Source organism: Phosphitispora fastidiosa (assembly GCF_019008365.1).
GTDB classification, from domain to species: Bacteria; Bacillota; Thermincolia; order Thermincolales; family UBA2595; genus Phosphitispora; species Phosphitispora fastidiosa.
In genome coordinates this window covers 132,255-154,617 of sequence record NZ_JAHHUL010000006.1, presented here as the reverse complement: position 1 = coordinate 154,617, position 22,363 = coordinate 132,255, and the positions used below count along the sequence as shown (strand labels likewise).

Genomic DNA, 22,363 nt, shown 5'->3' with positions numbered 1-22,363 from the left:
AATTATAATAACTCCTGCCTTACAGATTTTAGGATTCGGTCCGCTCCCATCTCAATGAGCTTGTCAGCCAGCTGCTGTCCAAGTACAGCAGCATCACCAACAGGACCGGATACACTTGCCTTGATTAGTTCCTTACCGTCCAGGCCTGCCACAACACCCTCCAGGGTCAGCTTGTCACCGGTAACGGTCCCAAGCGATCCGATAGGAATCTGGCAGCCGCCTTCAAGCTTCCTGAGCATTGCCCTTTCGGCAGTAATTGCAGCCTGTGAGGGAAAATGATTAAGCTTGCTGACAATCTCATGGACCTCCCGGTCATTTTCCCTGATTTCTATACCAATAGAACCCTGTCCGACAGCGGGCAAACTGACATCGGTTGCGAGGTATTCAGTTATTCTGTCCCCCCACCCCATGCGTTCCACCCCGGCAGCAGCCAGGACTATGGCATCAAGATTATTGCGCTCCAGTTTGGCCATTCTTGTGTTCAGGTTCCCCCGTAAGGGTTCTAGCTGCAGGTCAGGTCTGAACTTCAAAAGCTGGGCACACCTCCTGAGACTGCTTGTCCCTACTCTGGCACCCTCAGGCAGTTCTCTGAGAGTCTTACCCTGCCTTGAGATGACCACATCCCGCGGGTCTACCCGCTCACATATGCAGCCTATCATCAGGCCCTCAGGAAGCACGGTTGGCAAATCTTTCATGCTGTGCACAGCCAGGTCAATATCACCTTCCAGCATCCCTACTTCAAGTTCCTTGGTAAACAGGCCCTTATCACCGATCTTTGCCAGGGCCACATCAAGAATCTTGTCCCCCTGAGTTTTCAGGCTTACAATCCGGAAGGAGTAATCTGGATTATGCTTCCTGAGGCTATCCACAACCCAGTTTGTCTGCCACATCGCCAGTGCGCTGTCTCTGGTGCCGACTATAATTTCCCTTGCCATGATCCTACCTCCAAATCAACTGCCATATATTTTAAAGTCATTCACTTCAAAATTCCCTGTCTTATTCAATGCCCACTGCATGATTACGCATCGGGTGTTCTCCGGGATGTTCTCCGGGGTGTCCTCCCGGATGTCCTCCCGGATGTCCTCCGGAATTGCTCTCAGCATCAAGAGGACATTCTTCCGGCCTTTCTGCAGCAAACTTCTTCTCATTAGGGACATCAAGGTTAAACAGATTCTGCAGGATTTCAGTATACAGATGCCCCTGTTTGGTCAGGGCATATTTTTTCAGTTCCATTACCGGATCATGCAGCAATTGGTTGACAATAGAGTTTGTCATGGAACTGATGATCTTTTTCTCCCGATCTGTAAGGTTACCCAGACGGTTATAAGCCTTCTGCATTTCTTTCTGCCTGATTTCCTCACCGCGCTTCTTCAGTGCAGCAATGGTAGGGGTAACAAACTGCATGCTCAGCCATTTCCAGAACTCGTTAATTTCCTCTTTAATAATCTTTTCAGCTTTATGGGCTTCCTTCTTCCTCTGTTCCAGGTTACTGTCAACAACATGCTGCAGTTCATCAATATCAAAAAGGTTTACCCCCGGAATTTCAGCCACAGCAGGGTCAACATCCCGGGGAACCGCGATATCTATGATAAAAATTTTCTTTCCATTTCTCATTTCCATAACCTTTACCAGTTCAGGCTTTTCTAAAATACAATGGGGTGCGGCTGTCGCCGTTATTACAATATCTGCGGCAGCCATATGGTCAATGAGTTCATCAAACCGTACCGCCCTGCCGCCAAATTGTTTTGCCAGAGCCTCAGCCTTAACAGCAGAACGATTGGAAACGATAACACTCTCCACTCCATTGGCCACAAGATGCTTGGCTGTCAGTTCACTCATCTTGCCAGCCCCTATAACCATCACTGTTCTCCCGTCCAGTCCTTCAAAAATCTGCCGGGCCAGCTCAACAGCCGCATAACTGATAGATACGGCATTCCGGTCAATCATGGTTTCAGTCCTGACTTTCTTGCCTACAGTAATTGCCTGACGAAAAAGAGTATTCAGAACCCTATTGGTGGCGCCGTGTTCACATGCCACCTGGTAGGCAGTTTTAACCTGTCCCAAAATCTGGGTCTCTCCGAGAATCATGGAATCAAGTCCGGAGACAACTCTAAACAAGTGAGGGATGACATCAAACAATGTGTAGGTATAGAGATAGTTCTTCAGTTCACTATGTTCACTGCGGCAGCATTTGGCAAGATGTTCCCTTATCCTGGTCAGTCCTTTATCAACATCCAGAACGGCAGCATAAATCTCGGTGCGATTACAGGTAGACAGAATAACACAACCGCGGACTATCCCGCTGGATGTCAGCTTGTCCAGATGCTTAGGCAGCGAATCCTCGGTAAAGCTGAGTTTTTCACGGATTTCCACCGGCGCAGTCCTATGATTGAGTCCAACTGTTACCAAGTACATAACTTATCCGCTCCTTCACTTTTTCACGCTGACCATCTTTCAGCAATTGAATAATATCTGAATAAACAAGCTCTTTAAACATATCCCGGCGCTGTTCCTCATCAGGAACAGTCCTTATAATGTGCTCTCTTATTTCACACATCAACTCAAGAAATTCGTGATATTCGGGCCCGAATTCCATCTCCAGCTCTTCCCTGATGCGGCGGGCCAGCATCGGGCTTTTACCATCGGTGGAAATACTGATACTCAAAGATCCCTGCCGGAAAACTGAAGGGACAATAAAATTGCAGTCTGCAGGACTGTCAACTATATTCACCAGGATATTCCGGTCATGACAGTCACGGGCAACCCTGCTGTTAATAACAGGGGCATCGGTAGCGCCAATAACCAGGAAAGCATTTTCCAGGTCAGTTGTAGTATAATTTCTTCTTATTACTGTAACTGTGCCCATTGCAGCAGCCTCTTCAAGCCAATTGGTAAGTACCGGGCTGACAACATATACCCTGGCACCTGCCTCCAAAATGCTCCTGACTTTTCGCTCAGCTACCTTACCGCCGCCCACCACAAGACACTTTTTGCCATCAAGCTTCAAATATACGGGATAATAATTAAGCAACCAAACCACTTCCCTAAACAGCCTTTTGCCGAAAGTATTGTGTATATATTCTCTACTGTGTCAAATATTCCTGCAACCAAAAACCACAGTTCTTATTATAACGCAAAGGCGCACACTAACCAAGGGAAAATCTTTTCCAAGTTATCCCCGGCACAAACTACAAACATCAGCAAGCCATGGGATTGCCATGGCTTGTTAATTTCCTGAAACTATATCTTAGAGCCCTCCATAAGCGTGAAGCCCTGACAGGAAATAGTTTACTCCAAAGAAGGTAAACAGGACAAAGGCAAATCCCAGCACAGACATCCAGGCTGCCTTATTGCCCCGCCACCCGTAAGTAAAGCGGGCATGCAGGTAGGCGGCATAAACTAGCCAAGTGATCAGGGACCATGTCTCTTTGGGGTCCCAGCTCCAGTAACGGCCCCAGGCAAATTCAGCCCATATGGCCCCGGTTATAATTACAGCTGACAAGAGGGGAAACCCGATAGCAATGGCCTTATAGCTCATATCATCCAGGACGTCAAGTGAAGGCAAGCGCTTATTGAAGCTGCTTTTGGAATTATTATCTTCCAGTACCTTCTTAACAATGTACATAATACTGGTTCCGCAGGAAAGGGCAAATGCTCCGTATGATACCATGGCAGTAGCCACATGAATGGTCAGCCAGTTGCTTTGGAGCGCCGGCATCAGGTTGCCTGCATACCTTGCCTGTTGCGGCATTTTCATAGCTACCCAGGCCAGGAGAAACCAAGCAATGGGCATTACAAAAGCCCCGATTATTTTTGTCCGGTAGCGCCATTCAGCAAACAGGTAAATCACGGCAATCCCCCATGTAAAAGAGAGGAGGAACTCATACCCGTTGACAAAAGGTGCATGGCCGCTTATCTTCCATCTTAGAATAAGAAATGCTGTATTAGTAATTAAACCGATTATAGTAGCAATAGTTCCCAGGCGGGCAAAACTTTCATTTTTATACCCCAGGTATATTACGTAAATCAGTGATGCCACTCCATAAGCAATAAATGTCGCCGTAAACGATTGCTGTTCCAGTGTAACCAGGTCCATTAATTTCACCCCTTATATTAGTTGGCTCCTGAAGTTCTCTTAGGAACTCCGGCTACTTCTTCAGAGCTGCCGTTATTTCTTCAAGGTCGCTGTCCAGACCGCGCTTATCCTTTGCTGATATGCCGCCAATCTGAACCAGGGCTCCCTTGGCATCAGGCCTGATAATGGACCAAATTTTTCTCTGCCTGAGGATAAAAGAAATAACAACTCCCACAATCAGCAGAATAGAACCGGCGCCTATAATAGGAACTCCGGGGTCTTTCTTGGCTGAGAGCACAGTATAGCTCCTAACCCCTTCAAAAACAACTTCCACATTTTCATATTTAACCGGCTGGTTCAACACTGCATCAACTTCATCAACAATTTGCTGTCCCTTATATATCTGCAGCTTGACCCTTTTAGTCCCATCCTCGAAGCCGGTTGGCACAAATGCCAGATTGGTCTCTTCATCCCAAAGATAATCCTGCCCTCCCTGGCCTATAGTAAACTCATGAGTATCCTCAGGATTATGGGAATATTTCCCAACATATTGATGACCGTAAGATGACTGGTAAAACTTGATTCCATTATAAACGAGAGGTTGATTCACGAAGATGCTGAAATCAGTTTCCTTATCCCCGTCAATTACCGTCACATCACTGAACCACTGTTTTATCTCATGACCGTCCGGCCGGTATTCTGTCCGGAAACTGTTCACCCTGATATCAAAATAATCGTCATAGTCAACATTTTGGATGCCCTGAACATCACCCAGGCTGTAGGTTTCCCCTTCCCAGCCGGCGAATTGGCCGTCAAAGCCCACCAAACCACTGAATTTAACCACAATAGCAACTATCATAATAAAAAAGCTCAGGTGAGTCAGGTAAGGCCCCAGGATGCCCAAATGCCCTTTATCTGATGCTATCTTAATTGCATCACCTTCCTGGCTCGAAAAAATACGATATCCTTTTCTTTTAAGCAAATCTCTGACTTTCTCCGCCGCCTGAGCGGGATCTGCCTTAATCTTAAGGGCTTCCCCCGACTTTTTAACAACGTTTTCGGCAGCGGCAACACTCGGACCACTCAGGGTACTTTTGATTAATCTCCACCTATTGATGCTGCAAACCAGGATATTGAGCGCCAGCAGGGCCAGAATAATATTAAACACCGGGTGGTTATAAAACTTAAGGTAATCAGGCTGGCCATACATATCCCTGGGTACCCAGATAGTCCCGATAATTGAAGCCGCAGCTAACACCAGCAGGAGAATAATCCCCAGCTTCATGGAACTGAGAAAGTTCCAGACTACGTCGATTATGTTCCTGTCAGCTTCTGAGCCACCCTCTTTGCCTGTCAGGAGATTTCTTTCTTCGGTTCCGGTTGCATCTTTTTTCCTGTTTTCGGGCATTAATGATAATCCTCCTTCATGGTCGGTAGTCCAGACGTGCTTAAAGCAACAATAACCTCACTTTCTTAAATTCGCCTGAAACCTTATTTTTCCTTCAAAATTATACTATTGCTCAGCGTAGTTTACAACCCTTCCTGTCAATATTATCACTATTTTGTGGCAAAAGTATGGCAATAACGGAACAAACATTTATCAAAATTTATTATGCCCGTCATGAACACAATTATTGAATAACTTCATTAATTTAAATTGTGCGGGCTGCCGTGACAATTGAGGCATGCTGCCCTGCTGCTCTGGCGGTGTCCCCCTACTTTTTGGGGCGGAGGGGACATGGCTATTCCGACCACCGTTTTACCGTCTTGGTGGCATGCCAGGCATTCATTCCTGCCATCTCCCAGGCTAACACCAAGATTATCTTTTAGAGAATACTTATTATTGTTAGCAGAACCGTGCAGGGAGTGACAGGTCTCACAGGGCATCACAGAGCCAACTTCAAGTGTGCCTCCTGCTGTCTTGATTCGGTGTCCTCCTTCAGGTGCATTATACTGACTCTGGATATCATAATCAGGATTCAGGCTGCTTTCGTTATGGCATTGAAAACATATCCCGAAGTCTGCGGCAGCAAAACTGGTTTTCCCGTCATTATATACTCCTCTCAGGGTTTTTACTCTGACTCCTGAGGTACCGTCAGCCGTCCCGTGGACATCATGGCAGTTGGCACACTGACCTGCCTGACCTGCCGCACCCGGCAGTTCGGTATTGGTATTCAGGCTGCTTACAAGACCGTGTTTTGATCTGTCAAATACAGCCTGTCCGGGATATCTGCCATCGGAACTCGCTGTGTTGTGGCACTCGTAACAAAAATTCCGGTCATTGGTCTTTACGCTGACAGCATCTCCATTGGGATTCTCTTTTAATATTGAAGATATCCCTGAACCATGATTATCATGACAGCCCAGACAGGTGATATCAGTACCTGAACTGCCGTTAAAGGGCTGCATTCCGTTGATTGTGAAATCAGGGTCATTATGCCCCTCCCCAGTGGCAGGATAGTTGTCCGGTTCAATAGCCCTTGCTCCGTCCTGAGCTGTCCGGTGGCAGCTAAAACAAAACTGATTGCCCCCATTGGCGCCAGGGTCTGCAGAACTCTGCAGCAGCCTTGGCCAGTGTATAAAGTTACCGTCAGCATCCTGCCCTCCATCATGGGGATTATGGCAGTCGGTACATCTCTGAGTTTCCTGGGGAACATCGTGATAGCTGGTACTGTTAATTTCATACTGTCCTGCCGTGTCATACCGGCTTTGACCACCGGCATCATGGCACAGGTAACAGAGGGAATTAACCGATTCCACTGATATCAGGCCCTGTCCCTGGCCGTCATGGGTTATATGGCATTTGGAACACTCATTAGTATCATCAAGGTAGCTCCCATGAGGAGTCCGGACTGCTGCCGCCGATCCGTTGAAACCGGCAGTGTTTTGGGTGGTGTCGATAACATTGCCGGCAGGGTCTCTGACGCCCTGCACCGTTACCGTATATGCCTGCCCCGGGGTGTGGGATCCTGTGGTAAGACTCACAGTCATACCATCAGGCTGCAGATATGCTTCAATGACACTAAGCTCCGGAGATATGGAGTAATTGGCGGCAGCTTGTGCTGTGTAAGGGTTAACCGCCCCGCTGAAGACCACATCAACCCGGGAACTGTTGGGTGCTGAAGCAGATAATACAGCTAGCGGCACACTGTCTGTTACTGCTCCGGTAAATGTACCGGAATTCCTTGCACCCACTGAATTCCCCGCAAGATCCTTGATATTTGAAACTTTTACTGTGTAAATGACATCAGGGGTCTGTGCCGCTGTGGTCAGGACAACGGTTTTGCTGTCCTGCTGCAGGGCAGCGCTGTTAACCTCCATGTCCGGAGTAACAGCATAGTTGGTAATATCCTCAGCTGTCAGCGCCTCCACTTTTTCGCCGAATTCCAACCTTAAGGTGCTGTTATTGGTAACGGTTACATACATGAGTTCAGGGGGAAGATTATCCACTGCCGCGAAATCCACTGTGTTCCCTTCAGTACCGGATATAATATTACCCGACACATCACTTACACTGTTAACCGTAAGGGTATACTGAGTCCCCCACCCCTGTGGCTGTGTTGTCAGCCTGACTGTCTTCCCGTCAGGCTGAAGGGCTGCCTCGCTTACCGCCAGTTCAGGGGCGATGGCATAATTAACCGTATTTTCTGCAGCTGTCCGGTCCAACTGCTCACTAAAGACTACGTCCACAGCAGTACTGTTAACCGAAACCGCTGAGACTATCACGGGCAGCGTAGTATCAATACCCGTAAAACTGACAGTCTCTTCTGCAGACATGATATTTTCGGAAACATCTTTTATCCCGTTAACCGCAATAGAATAACCGGCATCCTTCGCCTGGGCAGCGGTTTGCAGTCTTACCGTGACGCCGTCAGCCTGTAACACCGCTGTATTAACTGCCAGTTCAGGGGTGAGCGCATAATTTGAGGTATTTTCAGCAGTAATCCGGTCAACCTTCTCATTGAAAACAATGTCTGCCGAACTGTCGGTAACGGCAGCAGCAGATACCGGAGCAGGAGGTGTGGTATCATATGCCGCATTGATCTTTACCTCATCAAACCACACTGTCATCCCGGCCGCAGGGTCACTGCCGGTTACCCCCTTTTGAATCAGCCTGAGTTCATATTGAGTATTTGCTTCATTAATCACATTCAGTTCCTCAGATGGCAAAGCAGTAAAATCGATATTGGCATTGCCCGCATCGATAGCAATGGTTTTTAGCGGCTCAGTTGCGCCAACTTTCCATACCTCTGCCAGGACATCCCATTCTCCGGTCAAAGGCTGAACTGTGCCGGAGTTTTTCCGGTACACCAGATCCAGGGTAACCGATACCGGAGCCCTGTCAGATGTAGTAAAACGGTAATAAACATAGCTGTCAAAAACAGCATCTGCCCCTACAGATGAACTGAGCCTGCCGGAACCGCTCCCGGCAAACATCTGGGTATCATCCGGGTCCCAGGCGCTTATCCCGGCGGCGTTTACCAGAGTCCAGGCGCCTACCTGTGCTGCACTATCCATTGCGCCGTCACCATTAAGCGCTTCCTCAACCGTTCCTGAAGCCGGCATCAGGAAATAGCCGACAGCCATCCCGGCCGCCAGCACTGTTGAAACCACGGCAATTATTGTTTTCCTTTTAATAAAACGGCCAAAGGTCCTGATATCCCGCTCTGGTTTCTTCATATATCATCAACTCCTGAACCGATTTAATTTGGTGAAAAGACCTTGATATCACCGGTGCCGCGGTCGACAACATACAGACTGCCATCATCGTGGATAAAAATCCCGGTAGGGAAAACCAGAGTCCCTTCACCTTCTTCTGTGCCGGGAAATACGGAAATTTGCCTTCCTGTGGAATCAAATATCCTGATATGGTGAGAGATGGTGTCAGAAATGTAAACCCTCCCCACTTTATCCACAGCGATGCCGCGAACCATCGAAAAAGGGGTTTCCGGTTCCCCGCCTCCGGTTATTTTTTTGATGAAAGTACCCTGATGGTCAAAAATACCGACCGAGAAATTACCACTGTCTGCAACCCAAATCCTGCCTTCTTTGTCAACTGCCGTACCCTGGGGATAACTTAATGGCTCCTGGGTATCGGAAACTTCCTTAAGATTCCGGCCATTTTCATCAACAGCCAGCACCCGGTTGTTCATCAGGTCGGAGACATAAATAACCCCGTCGCTGCCCCTGGTAAGGGAACCCGGCTTAACACCTGCGGTGTTTTCCATTATTGTTCTGAGATACCGGCCTTCCGGACTGAAAACCCGGATGTTTTTCTGCACTGAATCGGCAATTATAAGGTTTCCGTCACCGGCAACAACAAGGCCATTGGGAAAACTGAAATCAGCCTCACCGTTTCCCGGCCCCCCAAACTCGGATATCTTCCTGCCCTTGGCCGAATAAACAAAAACCTTGGCTGTTCCGGCATCAGTTATATACACCCGATGCTTACGGTCAACAGCAACTGCATTTGGCCTCACCGGACCGTCTTCTTCGCTGCCGATGGAATAAAGGTATTCAGGCGTCTGTTTGTCCTCGTCCCCGGTAATCCCCAGTTCAGTTAAAAGCGGATTGGAACCGGCCAGGCCGGGCCATAAAAAAACTCCGCCATAAACAATTAACCCGGTCACCAGGCACAAGGACGCAATAGATGCCGCCACTCTTGCTGCCCGCATTTCTGCATCATCTCCCGAGGTAATATTGGAGGCTGAGATCTTTAATTTGAGAAATTTTTCTTAAATTTAATAATAGAAAAACCTATTACTTGTCTGTGCTCTATTTTCTAGAATCTATACGCGATTCCTGCCGATTCCCCTGAGAATTTGTCTGAAAATTTCGGGAACTTGAGTTAAACTCTGCCTAAGCTGCCAGTAAAGTGTCTGTAGGCCTAATTTATCCAGAGAAAGTCTACAAAAAAACACCCTCTTTCACTACCTGAGGGTGCTTGTCAACTTTAAGTTTGGTTTTTTATCTTTAGGGTTGGTTTTTTATCTTTAGGATTGTTTCTAATTAATTTGACCTTTGGTTATATCTTCAATGATTTTTACAAAACTATCTGCCTCGTCTCTTATCCAATCAACTACTTCCGGCAAGTCTTTAGCCAGATAGTCCATCTTTGCCCATTCCAGTTGGAAACCGTAAATATTGCGGACCAGATGCCTAAATGCAAGGTATTCCATCAATTTGGCGCCTAACTTTTCACTAATAACAGCAGGTCTTCTCTCTTCAAGCGATAATGTCATTTGTTCAAGTAATAATTTATGCCAGTTATCCCCATCCGGCACATATTCATCTAGACCTTTAGCTACAGTCTGAAACATTCTTTCCACACAGGTATAAAAATCATGCAGCAGTGATGAAAAAGCCCTCTTCCTTTCCGAATCATTCTCTGCACCACCCCGTTCCAACATTTCGACAATCTCTTTCCTGAGCATGTCAAGATTTTTTAATTCTTTTCTTATCCGTGCCGTAACAACCAATACAGTCCCTGTCATAAGGCCACTCCCCTGCTCCTGATCTCATTACGAAAATCATCATCAATATCCTGAAACATCACCAGGTCAAGTTCAAAAGGTGATACCACTTCCCAGGCTTCACCAAAGACCTTCAAATATTGTTTGGGATCATCCAGCCCTTCCAATGCCAGGTCAATATCCGACTTCTCCCAAAACCCACCCCAGGCAAGAGAACCAAAAAGATATACCTCTACTCCATATTTCTCTTTGAGAAATTTTGCAGCAGCCCGGGCTTTTTTAAAAGCTTCTGTTTTTCGCTTTCCCAGCAGCTGTTTTCTGGCATCTTCTCTCTTACGCCAACCAAGGGAATATTTTCTTTTCTTCTCCGGTGTCAATAACATAGTAACATCTCCTCAGGAGAAAATAGATCATAACATCCGCTTGAGACAGTTTTTAATCAACTTAATTATACCAGTGATTAGCCCTGCTGGCAAAAGGAAATGCTGTCGAAAACCACCTGCGCCTGCTTATATAAAATACGGCGCATGAACAGACTGATACACCCAGCCTATTCCGGCCAGGATGAAAACCAGCACCAGAAAAGCGGCAAAGGAAAACCAGGCCGCCCTTTTTCCGGCCCACCCATGGATTCTTCTTAAATGCAGGTATATCCCGTACAGGAGCCATGAGATAAGTGACCAGTTTTCCACCGGGTCCCAGCCCCAGTACCTGCCCCAAGCATAGTTGGCCCAAACGGCTCCGGAGGCAGTCATGACACCGACAGCCAGGAAGGCAAACCCATGAAACCTGTAGCTCAGCCTGTCCATGTTTTCCAGTGTAGGCATGTTCCGGTACACTCCTGTCACGGCCCCTCTGTTCTGGGCCTTTTCTTTCAACAGGTACAGCAGCGCCAGCCCTGCCCCAATCAGACCGGAACCGTAAGAGGCCTGGGCAAACAGGACATGAAGCACAATCCAGACATAATTAAAGCTGGCCGGCATCTCCACAACCGCTGATGATGAAGTCAGAGCCAGGCCCATAATTATCAGGGACACAGGCATCACAAAAATCCCCGCTGACCTTAAGCCGGGACGCTTTTTCAGGACTCCCAGGTACATGTACATGGCTATCAAAACATATGATGACAGGATCTCATATTTTTTCATAAACGGCCCATGCCCGGCAGCCGCCCACCTGACACCCAAGGCGGCTGTATGGACAACAGCGCCGCAAATTATCAGGATTACCCCCGTTTTTGACCATCCATCTTTTTTAAAGGCAAACCCCAGGAAGAACAATACTGTGGCGGCAGCATAAAACACTACTGCCGCCCAGTGAAACCCTGCTGCTGTCAGGAGTAAAATGTCAGCCCCATTATTCATTTCAATTCACCAGTTCTTCCTCAAAATCAATATTGTCAACCAGCCAGCCTTTGTCACTGCTTACAAGAAGGTAAACGGCCTTATATCTGATTTTGCTCCATTGGCCCAGCGGTTTAAGTGTAGCGCTGTCCAGATGGCGGTACTCCCATATTTCAAGAGCTTGTACAGATACCTCCCCTGAGGAATCCCGTTCGATTTCATTAACCTCCAGGGAGACCGGATTTACTCTGATTACCTTATTCTCTTCAGCCAACTGAACCTTAAACAGCTCCACTCTTTGCATCTCCCGCTCAGTAGCCACACTTTTCAATATCGCCGTCTCCCCTGCATAAGCCAGGGGCAGGGTTTCATTATATTTGATAACAGTATTTCTGATCTGGCCGTCATCCTTACCCTCCAGCCGGCTGCACCCACTCACCATACTGAAGGTGAGCGCCGCCAGAATCAAGAGCGCCTTCGCCCATACAGTTAAGAATTTAACTTTTCTCACAGGTCCCGCCTCCCATAGAGGATCAACATCCCGGCTGCAGCAATAATCATACCGGCATAGATGATATAAAAACCATATTCGTACCTGGTGCGGAATATCATCCAGGGAGTAAGGTGACTCAGGGTGATGTTGTGCCGCTCCAGTGATACTGTGTCCCCAACTGCAGCCGTGCCCTGATAGACAGTTTCCGCCTGCCTGCCGGTGCCGTTTTTGTCAACTGTGATATCAAATTCCGGAATATCCCGGGACCTAACCGAAATCACGTAATCTGTTCCGAAAATTGTCCTGCTGCCGCTGTATGCGCTGCCGCCGGGTGTCTCCATACTCTGCAGAAGCAGGGGATAAACAGACGTTTTACCCAGGGTGTCGGAAAAATCAAGCATAAGATAATAACCCATCCGGTTAAAGGCAATATCCATCCGTTTATAGGACAGGCCCCCCCCCTTACCAACCCAGTCTTTGGCAACAACCTCCCCGTCCCTGACCAGAGCAAGCAGACCCTTGGCCTCTTCAGGGGCATTACCAGGCGGGATATCTGTCTTTTGCAGGAACAGTTCTGATTTTCCTGGTTCCTGCAGGTGAAAAATTCCCTCTCTGGCAATATAGTACTGGTTCGGGCTATTCTCAATGACAGCTCCTTCAGTGATACGGACATATCCGGTAAAGCCAAAGGCAAGTTGAATCAGGGCCCCAAAAACTATAATAATCAAACCTGTGTGGAACAAAACCGAGGCCTTCATGTGGCGGGTAACCGCCTTTTTCAACTGCCTGACGGTACAACTGATAAGGTTAATCTCAAACATGAGAACCACTGCCAGGAACAGGGGAGAAAAAAATATCTCGGAACTAAGGCTGTCGGTTCCTGATGCGCTCTTAAACATACCGGTCGTCCCCAAATACAGGAAGACAAGCAGAACCGCCAGAAGCACAAGGGTCAGTACAGGGCTTGCCGGTAATCCTGCCAGTTTCCTGATAAACTCCTGGTTACTGCTATCTGCCGGTTTTGTCATGTCTGCCGCCCTCCGCTGCTAATCTTTAATGCTTGCTGGTACAGGCCGGGTCTGAAGATGTACAATTCTGCCAAATCAGCTCATCAGGGTGTGGAACTGCGCTGTCAATCACTGACTCGGGGTCATAACTTTCGTCAGCAGGGTTATTGGTCCTGATGATATGTGCCCTGTTAGCCCCATGGACCTTAATTCCATGGCACTTCTTACAGGAGGCGACTATATGGGCCGGGTTGCGGTTCACATGTCCCGTCTTGTACCATGTCTCATCATGACACTGGAAACAGATGAAGTCAGATGGCAGGTCCGCCCTGGTTTCAATGGTAGTATCATAGCTCCCCTTAAGGAGCCCGGGGTTCGGTGAACCGTGGGGCCCCCTGGCCCCTGAAGGTGTGCCGTGGCAGTCGGTACAGTACATTTTGCTGGTATTTGTCCATGGATTACCTTCATGGTCAACAGCGCCCGCGGCCAGGTGCAGGGTAACATTGGCGCTGGCATTGGGGTTTGAGGTTAATTCCACAAAGTGGAATGAATATACGCCGCTGGTGCTCCCGATAGTTGCCGTCCGGTAAAATTCTGCAGCAATGTCCCTGCTCCCATCAAGATTGCCCCAGTAGTCAGAATGGCACTTGTAGCATACCTCCCAGTCCTCGGCCGCCGGGTTTACTTCTGTTAAGCTGCTGCCCGAACGGGTAACACCGGAAACGTTCAATAGGGGTCCTGACAGGTTATCTGTAGAATCCTCCCTGGCAGCATGAGGGTCATGGCAGTCCACACACTCAACATGGCGCGCTGCAGTGCCGAGGTTTTCTGTGTCAACGTGGACCCCGGTACTTGAAAAGATAGGGTGCTTACTGGGTTGCTCAAACCCATTGGACCACACATCAAGCCTGCTGACATCATCTCCCGGGCTGCCGGCTATATCGCCATGACAGCGTAAGCACATCCCGTCAGATGACGGTCCTCCGGAAGTATCCTCATCATATTTGGACAATCTGACATATTCCGACCCATGAGGGTCATGACAGTTATCACACATTACCGGGTCCAGAGCAGAACTCCTGGTCGGGTTGTAATGCCCGGCCTTGGTGCTGCTGGTAATGTCAAAGTATTCTTTTTTGTTCCAGCTATAACCAAAGTTGCTTATACTCAGGGAACCGTAATTTATGGTAAACGGCCTTATCTTGTCAGCTGAGGTCACTGCCGTCAACGGCTCACTATACAGCGGAATCCCCCCAGAATCAGGAACATTATGGCACTTGTTGCAGTAGCCGGCCATGTCCTGAGTATCTGACCTGTACCAGTTCTGTTTGGTGTTTTCCGGGTCTGAAATTGCCGCAGGCGCTGCACTCCCTGACTCTGCAAACGGCCTCCCAGCGATACTATGGGGCCCGTGGCAGCTGCTGCAGGTCAGACCTGTATTCAGGGGATCATTTATTTCATGAGTACTGGCCAGGCCGAACTTTGCCTGGATATCCTCACCACTCATGGTGTTTGGGGTGAAATTGTTATGGCATTTGAAACACAGATCCTCCCTGTCATTACCCGCCAGGGAATTATCAATCAGGCTGCGGTACTGGGAACCATGCCGCTCGTGGCAGCGGACACAGGTTACATCTGACCGGGAATCAGGGCTCATGTCCGTATAAGCCTCGGAATAGTGCGGGATTGGCTGGAAGCCCGGCAGGGGGCTGCCGTCAACACCCATACCCCAGGCATGGCTCCCTCCGATCTCATCCCAGTAAACCGCCATACTAACTGAAGTCCCCAGCGCCTTGCCCTCGGCGCCGTCGCCGTGGCATCCCAGGCAGAACCCATTACCCTGTGTATACACCGTCCCGGCAACATCGGCAACCCGGAGCAGTTTGGGGTAGATATTGTTTGTCCCGGGGCGTTTATCCCCATGTGGGTTATGGCAGTCAGTACAGTAAAGGAAATTGTACCCGGCATCATCCAGTGACCTGTGCAGGGTATATGACATTGTGGAACCATCTGCCGTGCGGTCGGTAAATTCATCCTGGACCTTGTAAACACTGATACCTCCTGTCCCATGGCAGATGAAACAAACCTGCTGGATAGTTGCCCTGTTGACCAGCCTTTCCCCGACAGCGCTGTGGGCGCTGTGGCACTGGCCGCACAGCATGGTATTATTCAGGTCGGTAGCATTGACTTTGGAATACTTGCCATGAGGACTATAGCTATCCCAATAAGCATAATTATATACTGTATCGATAACATTCCCCCTGAGGTCATAGACCCCGTTGACCATAACCTTGTAGCGCTCCGGATTGGGGTATTGGTTGCCCGGGTCCTGGTCCACCCCTTCAGCCAGAGCGACCCTGGCTATCCTGCGGTCGGCATCAATAAGCTCAGGCGCTTGGTAAGCTACGGTGAATTCTTCATCGGAAACATATTTATAAATAGCCCAGTTAACCGGCGGGTCAGGGTCAAAACTGACAGGCTCACTGAAAGTAAGGTAAATGAGCTGTTTACTGGTGGCTTCAGCCTTAATCAGGGCCGGCGGAATATTGTCCGGCACCCGCAGGGTCACTTCTACAAAAGCGCTGACCCCATTAGGGCTGTAGGTGACCTTTACCTTGGCCTCACCTGCCGAAACCGAGGTCAGGGACACAACTGCCTCACCTGACGAGTCGGTAACAGCAGTAGATGAGGACAAGTCCCCAAGGGTTGTAGTAAAAGTGACACTTAACGGGCTTTGCATGGGCACACCGTACTGGTCAAAAAGTACAGCCGTTATCGCCGCTGCATCAGCGCCATCAGCGTCGATGATGTCAGGGGCCGGCGAAACCTCCGCAGAACTGACCTCCTGGGCAACAAAATGTATATCTGCAGTATTATTGGAACCATCCAGGGAGGCGCGTACTGTAACTGTACCCACCGTTCCTGATTTCACCTGGACTGACGCCCGTCCGAGGCCTCCCGTAATGGGCGCTTGTGTGCTTACCGTGCCATCACTGAAGGTTCCTGTTCCTGCTGTAATCTCAAAAGTAATCAGTGTCCCGTCAGGAAGCGGGATACCACCGGCATCGTTCACTTCTGCAGTAACTGTGGAGTTCGTGGTATTGTTGGCCGGAATGTTATCAGGCAGAAACGCCATAGCAATGGTCTGTGCCGGTGGATAAAAGGTTAGCTGTACAGACCCGGTCACTGTTGTCCCGTTAACTGTCCCGGTTACTGTTGCAATCCCGGAGGTCCCGGACTTCAGGTCTACTGCAGCAATCCCGGCAGCATCTGTTACGGCGGCAGCAGCAGAAGTACCGCCGGCAAAAGTCCCCAGGTCTGTAGAAAAATCAACTGTCTTCCCCGCCATCAGATTGCCATACTGGTCGGTAAGCAGTGCAGTAATAGCTGCTGTAGAAACATTATCATAAGGCACGGAAGTGGGTACAGCCGATATCTCCACATTTTCCGGAGCCGGAACGGTCCTTAAGGTTACGGCCGCCCCTGGAGAAGGGACCCCGGAATAGGTGTTCCCGGCCACATCTTCACCTGTAACTGAAGCTGCCAAGCTATCCCCGTCATCAGCAATACTGACTTCCCAGTCATATTTCCAGGCCTCTGTAGCAGCATCCCAGGTAAATGCCGCACCGGTTATATCATTTACTGTGCCGGGAGCATCAAGGGAAACCGTATTCACCCCAGGTGCAGAGCTCAAAGATTCATTGGTAACAAGCTTGATATAGGTGGTTCCTGCCTTAACAACCGGTTTCCCTCCGGAAACCGGCAGAGGGGTTGTCAAACCGGCATCTGAGTAATACTCCAGTCCCAGGACCGGCTCTGTTGTATCAATCCTGACAACATCCCCGCTCTCCGGAGCCCCTGTAGTCTCATTCCCGGCCAGGTCTGTTCCCTTCACGGTAATGGCAATGGTGTTCCCATCACTGCCGGCAGAAACTGTCCAGGGATAAACCCAGGTGCCCGTTATTCCATCCCAGATAAAGTTGGCATTGGAAATATCATTGTTTATTCCTATCGCATCAATACTTATCTGATTGTCCCCGCCGGCAGAACTCAGCGACTCATCTGCACTCAGCCTGACATATACCGTTCCGGCTTTGGCAGCGGGAATCCCTCCGGAGACCGGCAGCGGTTCAGTCAGAGCGCTGTCGGAATAATACTCCAGGTTTAGGGTTGGCGCCGTATTATCAACAATAACAGTAATATAACTGCTTGTCAGACTGTTACCCGCAGCATCGGTAACCACTGCCCTGATATAACGGGTCCCGTCACCCATTGTGGATGTATCAAAGGAAGCCGCCGTCCATGTACCATCAGTAATTGTCCCCCCGGTCAGCTCTGCTCCGCTGACTGTTTGCGCTCCGCTGAACACGGTATTGTCTGCCCACTCAAAAGCAACTGAACTGACCTTCATATTATCCTTTGCCGTGGCTGCGAGGTCAATAACACCCCTGACCCGGGCCGCATCGGCGGGTAAAATCACTGTGGCCGTATCCGGCGTCGTATTATCTATATAGTAAGTGAAGTAACTGCCCGAGGTTACCGCAGGATTAACCCCGTCATCTGCCTTAGCCCTGACATAATAGGTCCCGTTAAGGCCTGTGGTGTCCCAGTTTATCCCCCAGACACCGTTTTTAACGGTTCCGGAAGCCAGTGTGGCCCCTGACAGAGTTGTGGCCCCTGTAAATGCAGTATTGTCGGCATATTCAAAATCAACCTGGGTTACTCCAAAATCGTCACTGCAGGATGCCAACAGTGTTATGGTGCCTTTTTGGCTGCTCAGATCAGCAGGTGAAGACATACTTACTGTAGGAGCATTATCTGTATAGACAGCATTTAAAACCACATCATCCCAGTTAACGGCAATACTGGAAGTACCGTATCTCTGAGCCTGATGCTGAGCATCAACAATCAGGCGGAGCTGGTATGTGGTGTTTGGCTCCAGCCCGGTAACATTGGCCGAGTAAGGGGTCCCCCCCCAGAGAACGCTGACAGTGGCTGAATCAATCACCGCACCGTAATTGATCACAGTTGTGCCCGCAGCATTCATCACCTGCCACTTGAGGTCACACTTGCTGACATTGGTTGTCCCGGATGAACCCGGAATAATACTTATCAGCTTGTTATAGTACAGGCTCAGGGTCGCTGTAAAATCAGCCACATCCGGTGTGGTAAAAGAATACCTGTACCCGCCGTTTAATGTCCGTGCCGTAACCCCATATCCTGATGTAATGCTGCTGGACTGCCCGGCAGAATACGTGCCTGACTTGAAGGTACTGCTGTCCTGGGCATAACTCCAAACTGTATCCCCGCTGTCAAAATCATGCAGCCAGCTATTGTAGTGGTTTGGAGGATTCAGGTCTTCAAAATCCCCCTCACCGTTTAGTATATCTATAGTTACCTGTGCCGCACCGGCTCCCATTACCTGGTAACCGGCAACTGCTGCAATCACCAAGATCAGGCCGATGGCGAGCATCATTTTCTTCCGCATTATTTTTTTCCGCATCTACTTCTCCCCCCATACCAAAGCATCCCTACAGATTCTTGCTACTATTTCCTGTAATATTACGTATAATATTCAATTTATTACCATCCTTAGTAGGCGAAAAAAAACAGCCGCAGCATAAGCTGCGACTAGTAAGAACAATATTAATAATGCGCCCGGAAAGAATACCATTTTTAGCAAACTCACTACCAACCTTTCGGAAACAAATGGCTAACTCCTATACTTATAATATCGTATCAATTATAACACAGCTAAAGTTGTTTTTGTGTCGAAATCTGTTACCGTACTATCCTGATCCAATACCGGTTAACAGTCCTACTTCTTATGGCAGGACTGGCAAACTCCGTAATTGTCCAGTCTGAGCATTTTTTGGCTCGATATGGTTTCACCGGTGTCAGGGAGAGATACATTAAAGGATTTGTAGGTGCCATGTGCAAAGTGGCACGTCTCGCAAACCACAGCATTTCTCTTGTCAGTGGTGCCTGCCCCCGGGTCCACCTGCAGCGGCAGATAATCCCCCGCAGCCGGCCAGAAGCCTTTAGCTTCAGCAGAATAGACAATTGACCCGACTGTCACCGGATGTTTGTAGACACTGTTGTATACACCGCCGGCATAATGAGCCGACCCTTCGTCATAGTCCAGGTGACAGGCGGCGCAGAATTCGGTGTTTCCGGAAATAAAGTAGACATCCTCACCGACAGTCGCATCCCTGACAACTGCATATGCTCTGAAATCGACTTCCTGGGGATTCCATTCCTCATCAGCAGGGTAAACTGTTTTCTTCAGCAGGCGGTAATTATCGTTTTTCCCCCCATGGCCCTTATGGCACGACACACACGTAAAGGTCAGGAATTTGCCCGGTTCGCTTCCATATACGCTTGTCATAACATCAGCGGTATCATCCACATCATGTTTGGAGGTTATCCCGGTGACCCCGCTTCCTATGGGACCAGCCAGAGAATCAACCCATCCCGTTTCCGAACCCATATAAACCCTGCCGGTTTCCACATCATATTTACTTTGAGAACTGCTGTTTCCATGACACAACAGACAGAGTTCGTAATATGTTGCCTGTCTTAACAGGTATTCGCCCAGTGCGGCATGGGTGGTATGACACGCCGCACACATACCGGTGCCAGGGCCAAAGTTACCGTGTGCGTAATCGTTCTGGTATCTTTCAGAATTGGTACTGTTGTTAAAATCGACCGGAAATGCACGGGCAATGGTGACCTTGTTTCCATCACTGACCCTGAAAAAATAATTAATGTATTTGGTTACCGGAAGCTTAAAGACCGCATTGGCCGTTCCGGCATTATCAGGCGTTTCGGTCTGCCAGTCCAGGTCATCACCACTGGCCAGCACATCATCTGCCCAGGCAAAACTATACGGCCCTCCATTTTCAGCGGAATCATTCCAGTAGACATAAGTATCCACACCGGTCCCATTATTGAAATACCTGATGTATACATATGGTCCATCATCAGCAGAACCAATTCCCGTAAAAACTGCCATGACCCCTAGCGCTATTATGAAAATCAATAAATATTTAATCTTAACATTCATGCCCAACATCCCCCGCAGCAGTTCCCATTCAGTACCCCCACACCTGAATGCGGTTATTCCCCCAGTCAGCTATGTAAATTTTCCCTGAATCATCAACATGAATTCCTACAGGATAAACGAATTCTCCGTCACCGGAACCAGGTTGGCCAAAACTGAATAAATATCCGCCATTTTTGTCAAATACCCTGACCCTGCCGCTGATGGTATCAACCACATACAGGCGGCCATTTCCATCAACAGCAACTCCCCTGACCATACTAAAGCGATTTCCGGGCGTAATTGAATCAATTACCCGTTGTGGTTCTGTTACCGTCTCTCCCAATTCTCTTTCAGTCTCTCCCTCAAGTTCATAAACCTTTACAACTGATGCTCCGGAGTCACTGACATAGAGTTTATTTCTTTCCACATCAACTGCTATTCCATGTGGGTATGAAATATTCCTGAATCTTTCCAAAACCCTGGCATTCCTGTCGAACTTTACCACCTGGTTCCCCGAAAGATCGCCAACGTAAATATGTCCCCGTTTATCAACACAAATCGGACCGGGTTTTTGGATCCCTGCTTTATTGCCCGGTTCCAGAAAATTTTTCACAAACTTCCCCTCAGGACTATACTCCTGTATCCTGTAATTACCTGTCTCAGCAATTAGGATTGCGCCATCCGGCAAAAAGTCAATCCCATAAGGAAACATCAAGTCCCCGGGCAAATCACCGGCTCTCCCAATGACACCTTTGGACTTTCCGTTTGGGCCAACTATTTCAACTGTATGATTTCTGTTATTGCTTATGTAAATATTTGAACTGTTATATACAGCAACTGCGATTGGATGTGAGAACCTGTTTTGGCCTTCGTAAATACTAAATCGAAACTCCGGTGGTTTGTTATTTATTAACGGTAAAACGCTGTTAACAGGTTTTTGTTCGAGGTAATACAAATACCCAAAAACTGCAGAAATTATTATTGAAGTAAATAAAAGCAACAACAGCAGGGTTTTCAGGGTTACTGTCTTCCTCCTCCGCGGGCGGTTCCCCTTAAACTCCCCTAATTTGCCGGCTAAATTTTCGTCATTATGCTCCTTCACCGGCCTACCACCTTCTTCAATGCCAACTCAGCCTCTTTATATTCATTATTAATGGCCAATGCCCTCTCATATGCATTAATGGCATTTTGCCTGTCATTTAGTTTTTCGTAAGCCTGCCCCATATAGTAATAAACAACAGGGTTTGCCGAATCAATCTCAGCAGCCTTACTGAGAGTGGTTACGGCAGGACCGATGGCGCCTGTTTCAAGATAGTTCCGTCCCAGATATAACAAGGCAATTCTGGTTTCAAGTCCCTGATTTTTCTCCAAATATCTGGTCAGAAAAGCTATGGATTCCCGGTAATTTTTCTGTTCTGAAAGAATCAGCCCCAGGTATAATACAGCAGTATCATTTTCAGGCTCATCTGCCAGCACTTTTCGCAGAACTCCCTCTGCCTTCTCCGCTTGCCCGTCAAGGTAATATGTCATTGCCAGTTCAACCCTGACACTGGTGGATGCGGAATTTTCGGCAAGCCGGTCTTTTAAAGATTCGATGCGGTACTCATAAAGGTTTTGATCTTTAACCCAAAACCACTGCTCCCCGATGTAGTATCCGGAAAGCGCCATAATTACAGCAAGAAGGGCAACCAAGACAATGGCCTTGCTGCGGCTTATCCTTTGGTCAAAATTTATTCTAAAATGGATTTTGTGGTTTATTAGTGAATTAACGAGGTGCAGCAATCTCACATTTTAACCCCTTCATCGCAATAATTTTCAGGAGCAGTTTATATTTTCAACATTTATTCGGTAATTTCCTGCCGCAGTTAATAAATCTATGCTAATATTTTGCAATTTTCTTAACTTTCTCAAATATTTAAAATCCCAG

General features: G+C 48.3%; 16 protein-coding genes. All 16 read right to left on the bottom strand.

All coding sequences use genetic code 11. The features are described from left to right. Positions 1-2: 2 nt before the first annotated feature. A complete protein-coding gene (gene hemC / locus Ga0451573_RS08175) occupies positions 3-935 on the bottom strand; it encodes a hydroxymethylbilane synthase (RefSeq protein WP_231683397.1) in 933 nt (310 codons plus the stop codon). Positions 936-996: 61 nt separating this feature from the next. Next, positions 997-2,415, bottom strand: coding sequence for a glutamyl-tRNA reductase (hemA, locus tag Ga0451573_RS08170; protein WP_231683396.1), 1,419 nt, complete (start codon positions 2,413-2,415; stop codon positions 997-999). Then, on the bottom strand, positions 2,384-3,031 hold the full coding sequence (locus tag Ga0451573_RS08165; protein WP_231683395.1) for a precorrin-2 dehydrogenase/sirohydrochlorin ferrochelatase family protein: 648 nt from the start codon (positions 3,029-3,031) through the stop codon (positions 2,384-2,386). The genes hemA and Ga0451573_RS08165 overlap by 32 nt, the downstream gene beginning before the upstream one ends. Before the next feature lie 216 nt (positions 3,032-3,247). Beyond that, complete coding sequence (ccsB, locus tag Ga0451573_RS08160) at positions 3,248-4,096, bottom strand: c-type cytochrome biogenesis protein CcsB (protein WP_231683394.1); 849 nt, start codon at positions 4,094-4,096, stop codon at positions 3,248-3,250. 52 nt (positions 4,097-4,148) lie between these two features. Continuing rightward, positions 4,149-5,483, bottom strand: a complete 1,335-nt coding sequence (locus Ga0451573_RS08155; RefSeq protein WP_231683393.1) for a cytochrome c biogenesis ResB family protein — start codon at positions 5,481-5,483, stop codon at positions 4,149-4,151. A 239-nt stretch (positions 5,484-5,722) separates the two neighbouring features. Next, entirely contained in the window at positions 5,723-8,755 is a 3,033-nt protein-coding gene (locus Ga0451573_RS08150; RefSeq protein ID WP_231683392.1) for a cytochrome c3 family protein, read from the bottom strand. 23 nt (positions 8,756-8,778) lie between these two features. Next, positions 8,779-9,750, bottom strand: a complete 972-nt coding sequence (locus tag Ga0451573_RS08145; protein WP_231683391.1) for an SMP-30/gluconolactonase/LRE family protein — start codon at positions 9,748-9,750, stop codon at positions 8,779-8,781. A gap of 330 nt (positions 9,751-10,080) precedes the next feature. Further along, complete coding sequence (locus Ga0451573_RS08140) at positions 10,081-10,569, bottom strand: ribonuclease toxin HepT-like protein (RefSeq protein WP_231683390.1); 489 nt, start codon at positions 10,567-10,569, stop codon at positions 10,081-10,083. Continuing rightward, positions 10,566-10,931, bottom strand: coding sequence for a nucleotidyltransferase family protein (locus tag Ga0451573_RS08135; protein ID WP_231683389.1), 366 nt, complete (start codon positions 10,929-10,931; stop codon positions 10,566-10,568). The genes Ga0451573_RS08140 and Ga0451573_RS08135 overlap by 4 nt, the downstream gene beginning before the upstream one ends. A gap of 126 nt (positions 10,932-11,057) precedes the next feature. Next, positions 11,058-11,912 carry a cytochrome c biogenesis protein CcsA gene (gene ccsA / locus Ga0451573_RS08130; RefSeq protein ID WP_231683388.1) on the bottom strand — a complete coding sequence of 285 codons (855 nt, stop codon included), beginning with the start codon at positions 11,910-11,912 and terminating at the stop codon, positions 11,058-11,060. Between the two features lies 1 nt (position 11,913). Beyond that, a complete protein-coding gene (locus Ga0451573_RS08125) occupies positions 11,914-12,402 on the bottom strand; it encodes a hypothetical protein (protein ID WP_231683387.1) in 489 nt (162 codons plus the stop codon). After that, positions 12,399-13,412, bottom strand: a complete 1,014-nt coding sequence (locus Ga0451573_RS08120) for a cytochrome c biogenesis protein ResB (protein ID WP_231683386.1) — start codon at positions 13,410-13,412, stop codon at positions 12,399-12,401. Before Ga0451573_RS08120 ends, Ga0451573_RS08125 begins: the two co-directional genes overlap by 4 nt. Positions 13,413-13,437: 25 nt before the next feature. Further along, positions 13,438-18,894, bottom strand: a complete 5,457-nt coding sequence (locus Ga0451573_RS08115) for a cytochrome c3 family protein (RefSeq protein WP_231683385.1) — start codon at positions 18,892-18,894, stop codon at positions 13,438-13,440. A gap of 315 nt (positions 18,895-19,209) precedes the next feature. Beyond that, complete coding sequence (locus tag Ga0451573_RS08110; protein WP_231683384.1) at positions 19,210-20,457, bottom strand: cytochrome c3 family protein; 1,248 nt, start codon at positions 20,455-20,457, stop codon at positions 19,210-19,212. Between the two features lie 28 nt (positions 20,458-20,485). Next, positions 20,486-21,538, bottom strand: coding sequence for a 6-bladed beta-propeller (locus Ga0451573_RS20040; RefSeq protein ID WP_231683383.1), 1,053 nt, complete (start codon positions 21,536-21,538; stop codon positions 20,486-20,488). Next, positions 21,535-22,224, bottom strand: a complete 690-nt coding sequence (locus Ga0451573_RS08100; RefSeq protein ID WP_231683382.1) for a tetratricopeptide repeat protein — start codon at positions 22,222-22,224, stop codon at positions 21,535-21,537. Before Ga0451573_RS08100 ends, Ga0451573_RS20040 begins: the two co-directional genes overlap by 4 nt. Positions 22,225-22,363 lie beyond the last annotated feature (139 nt).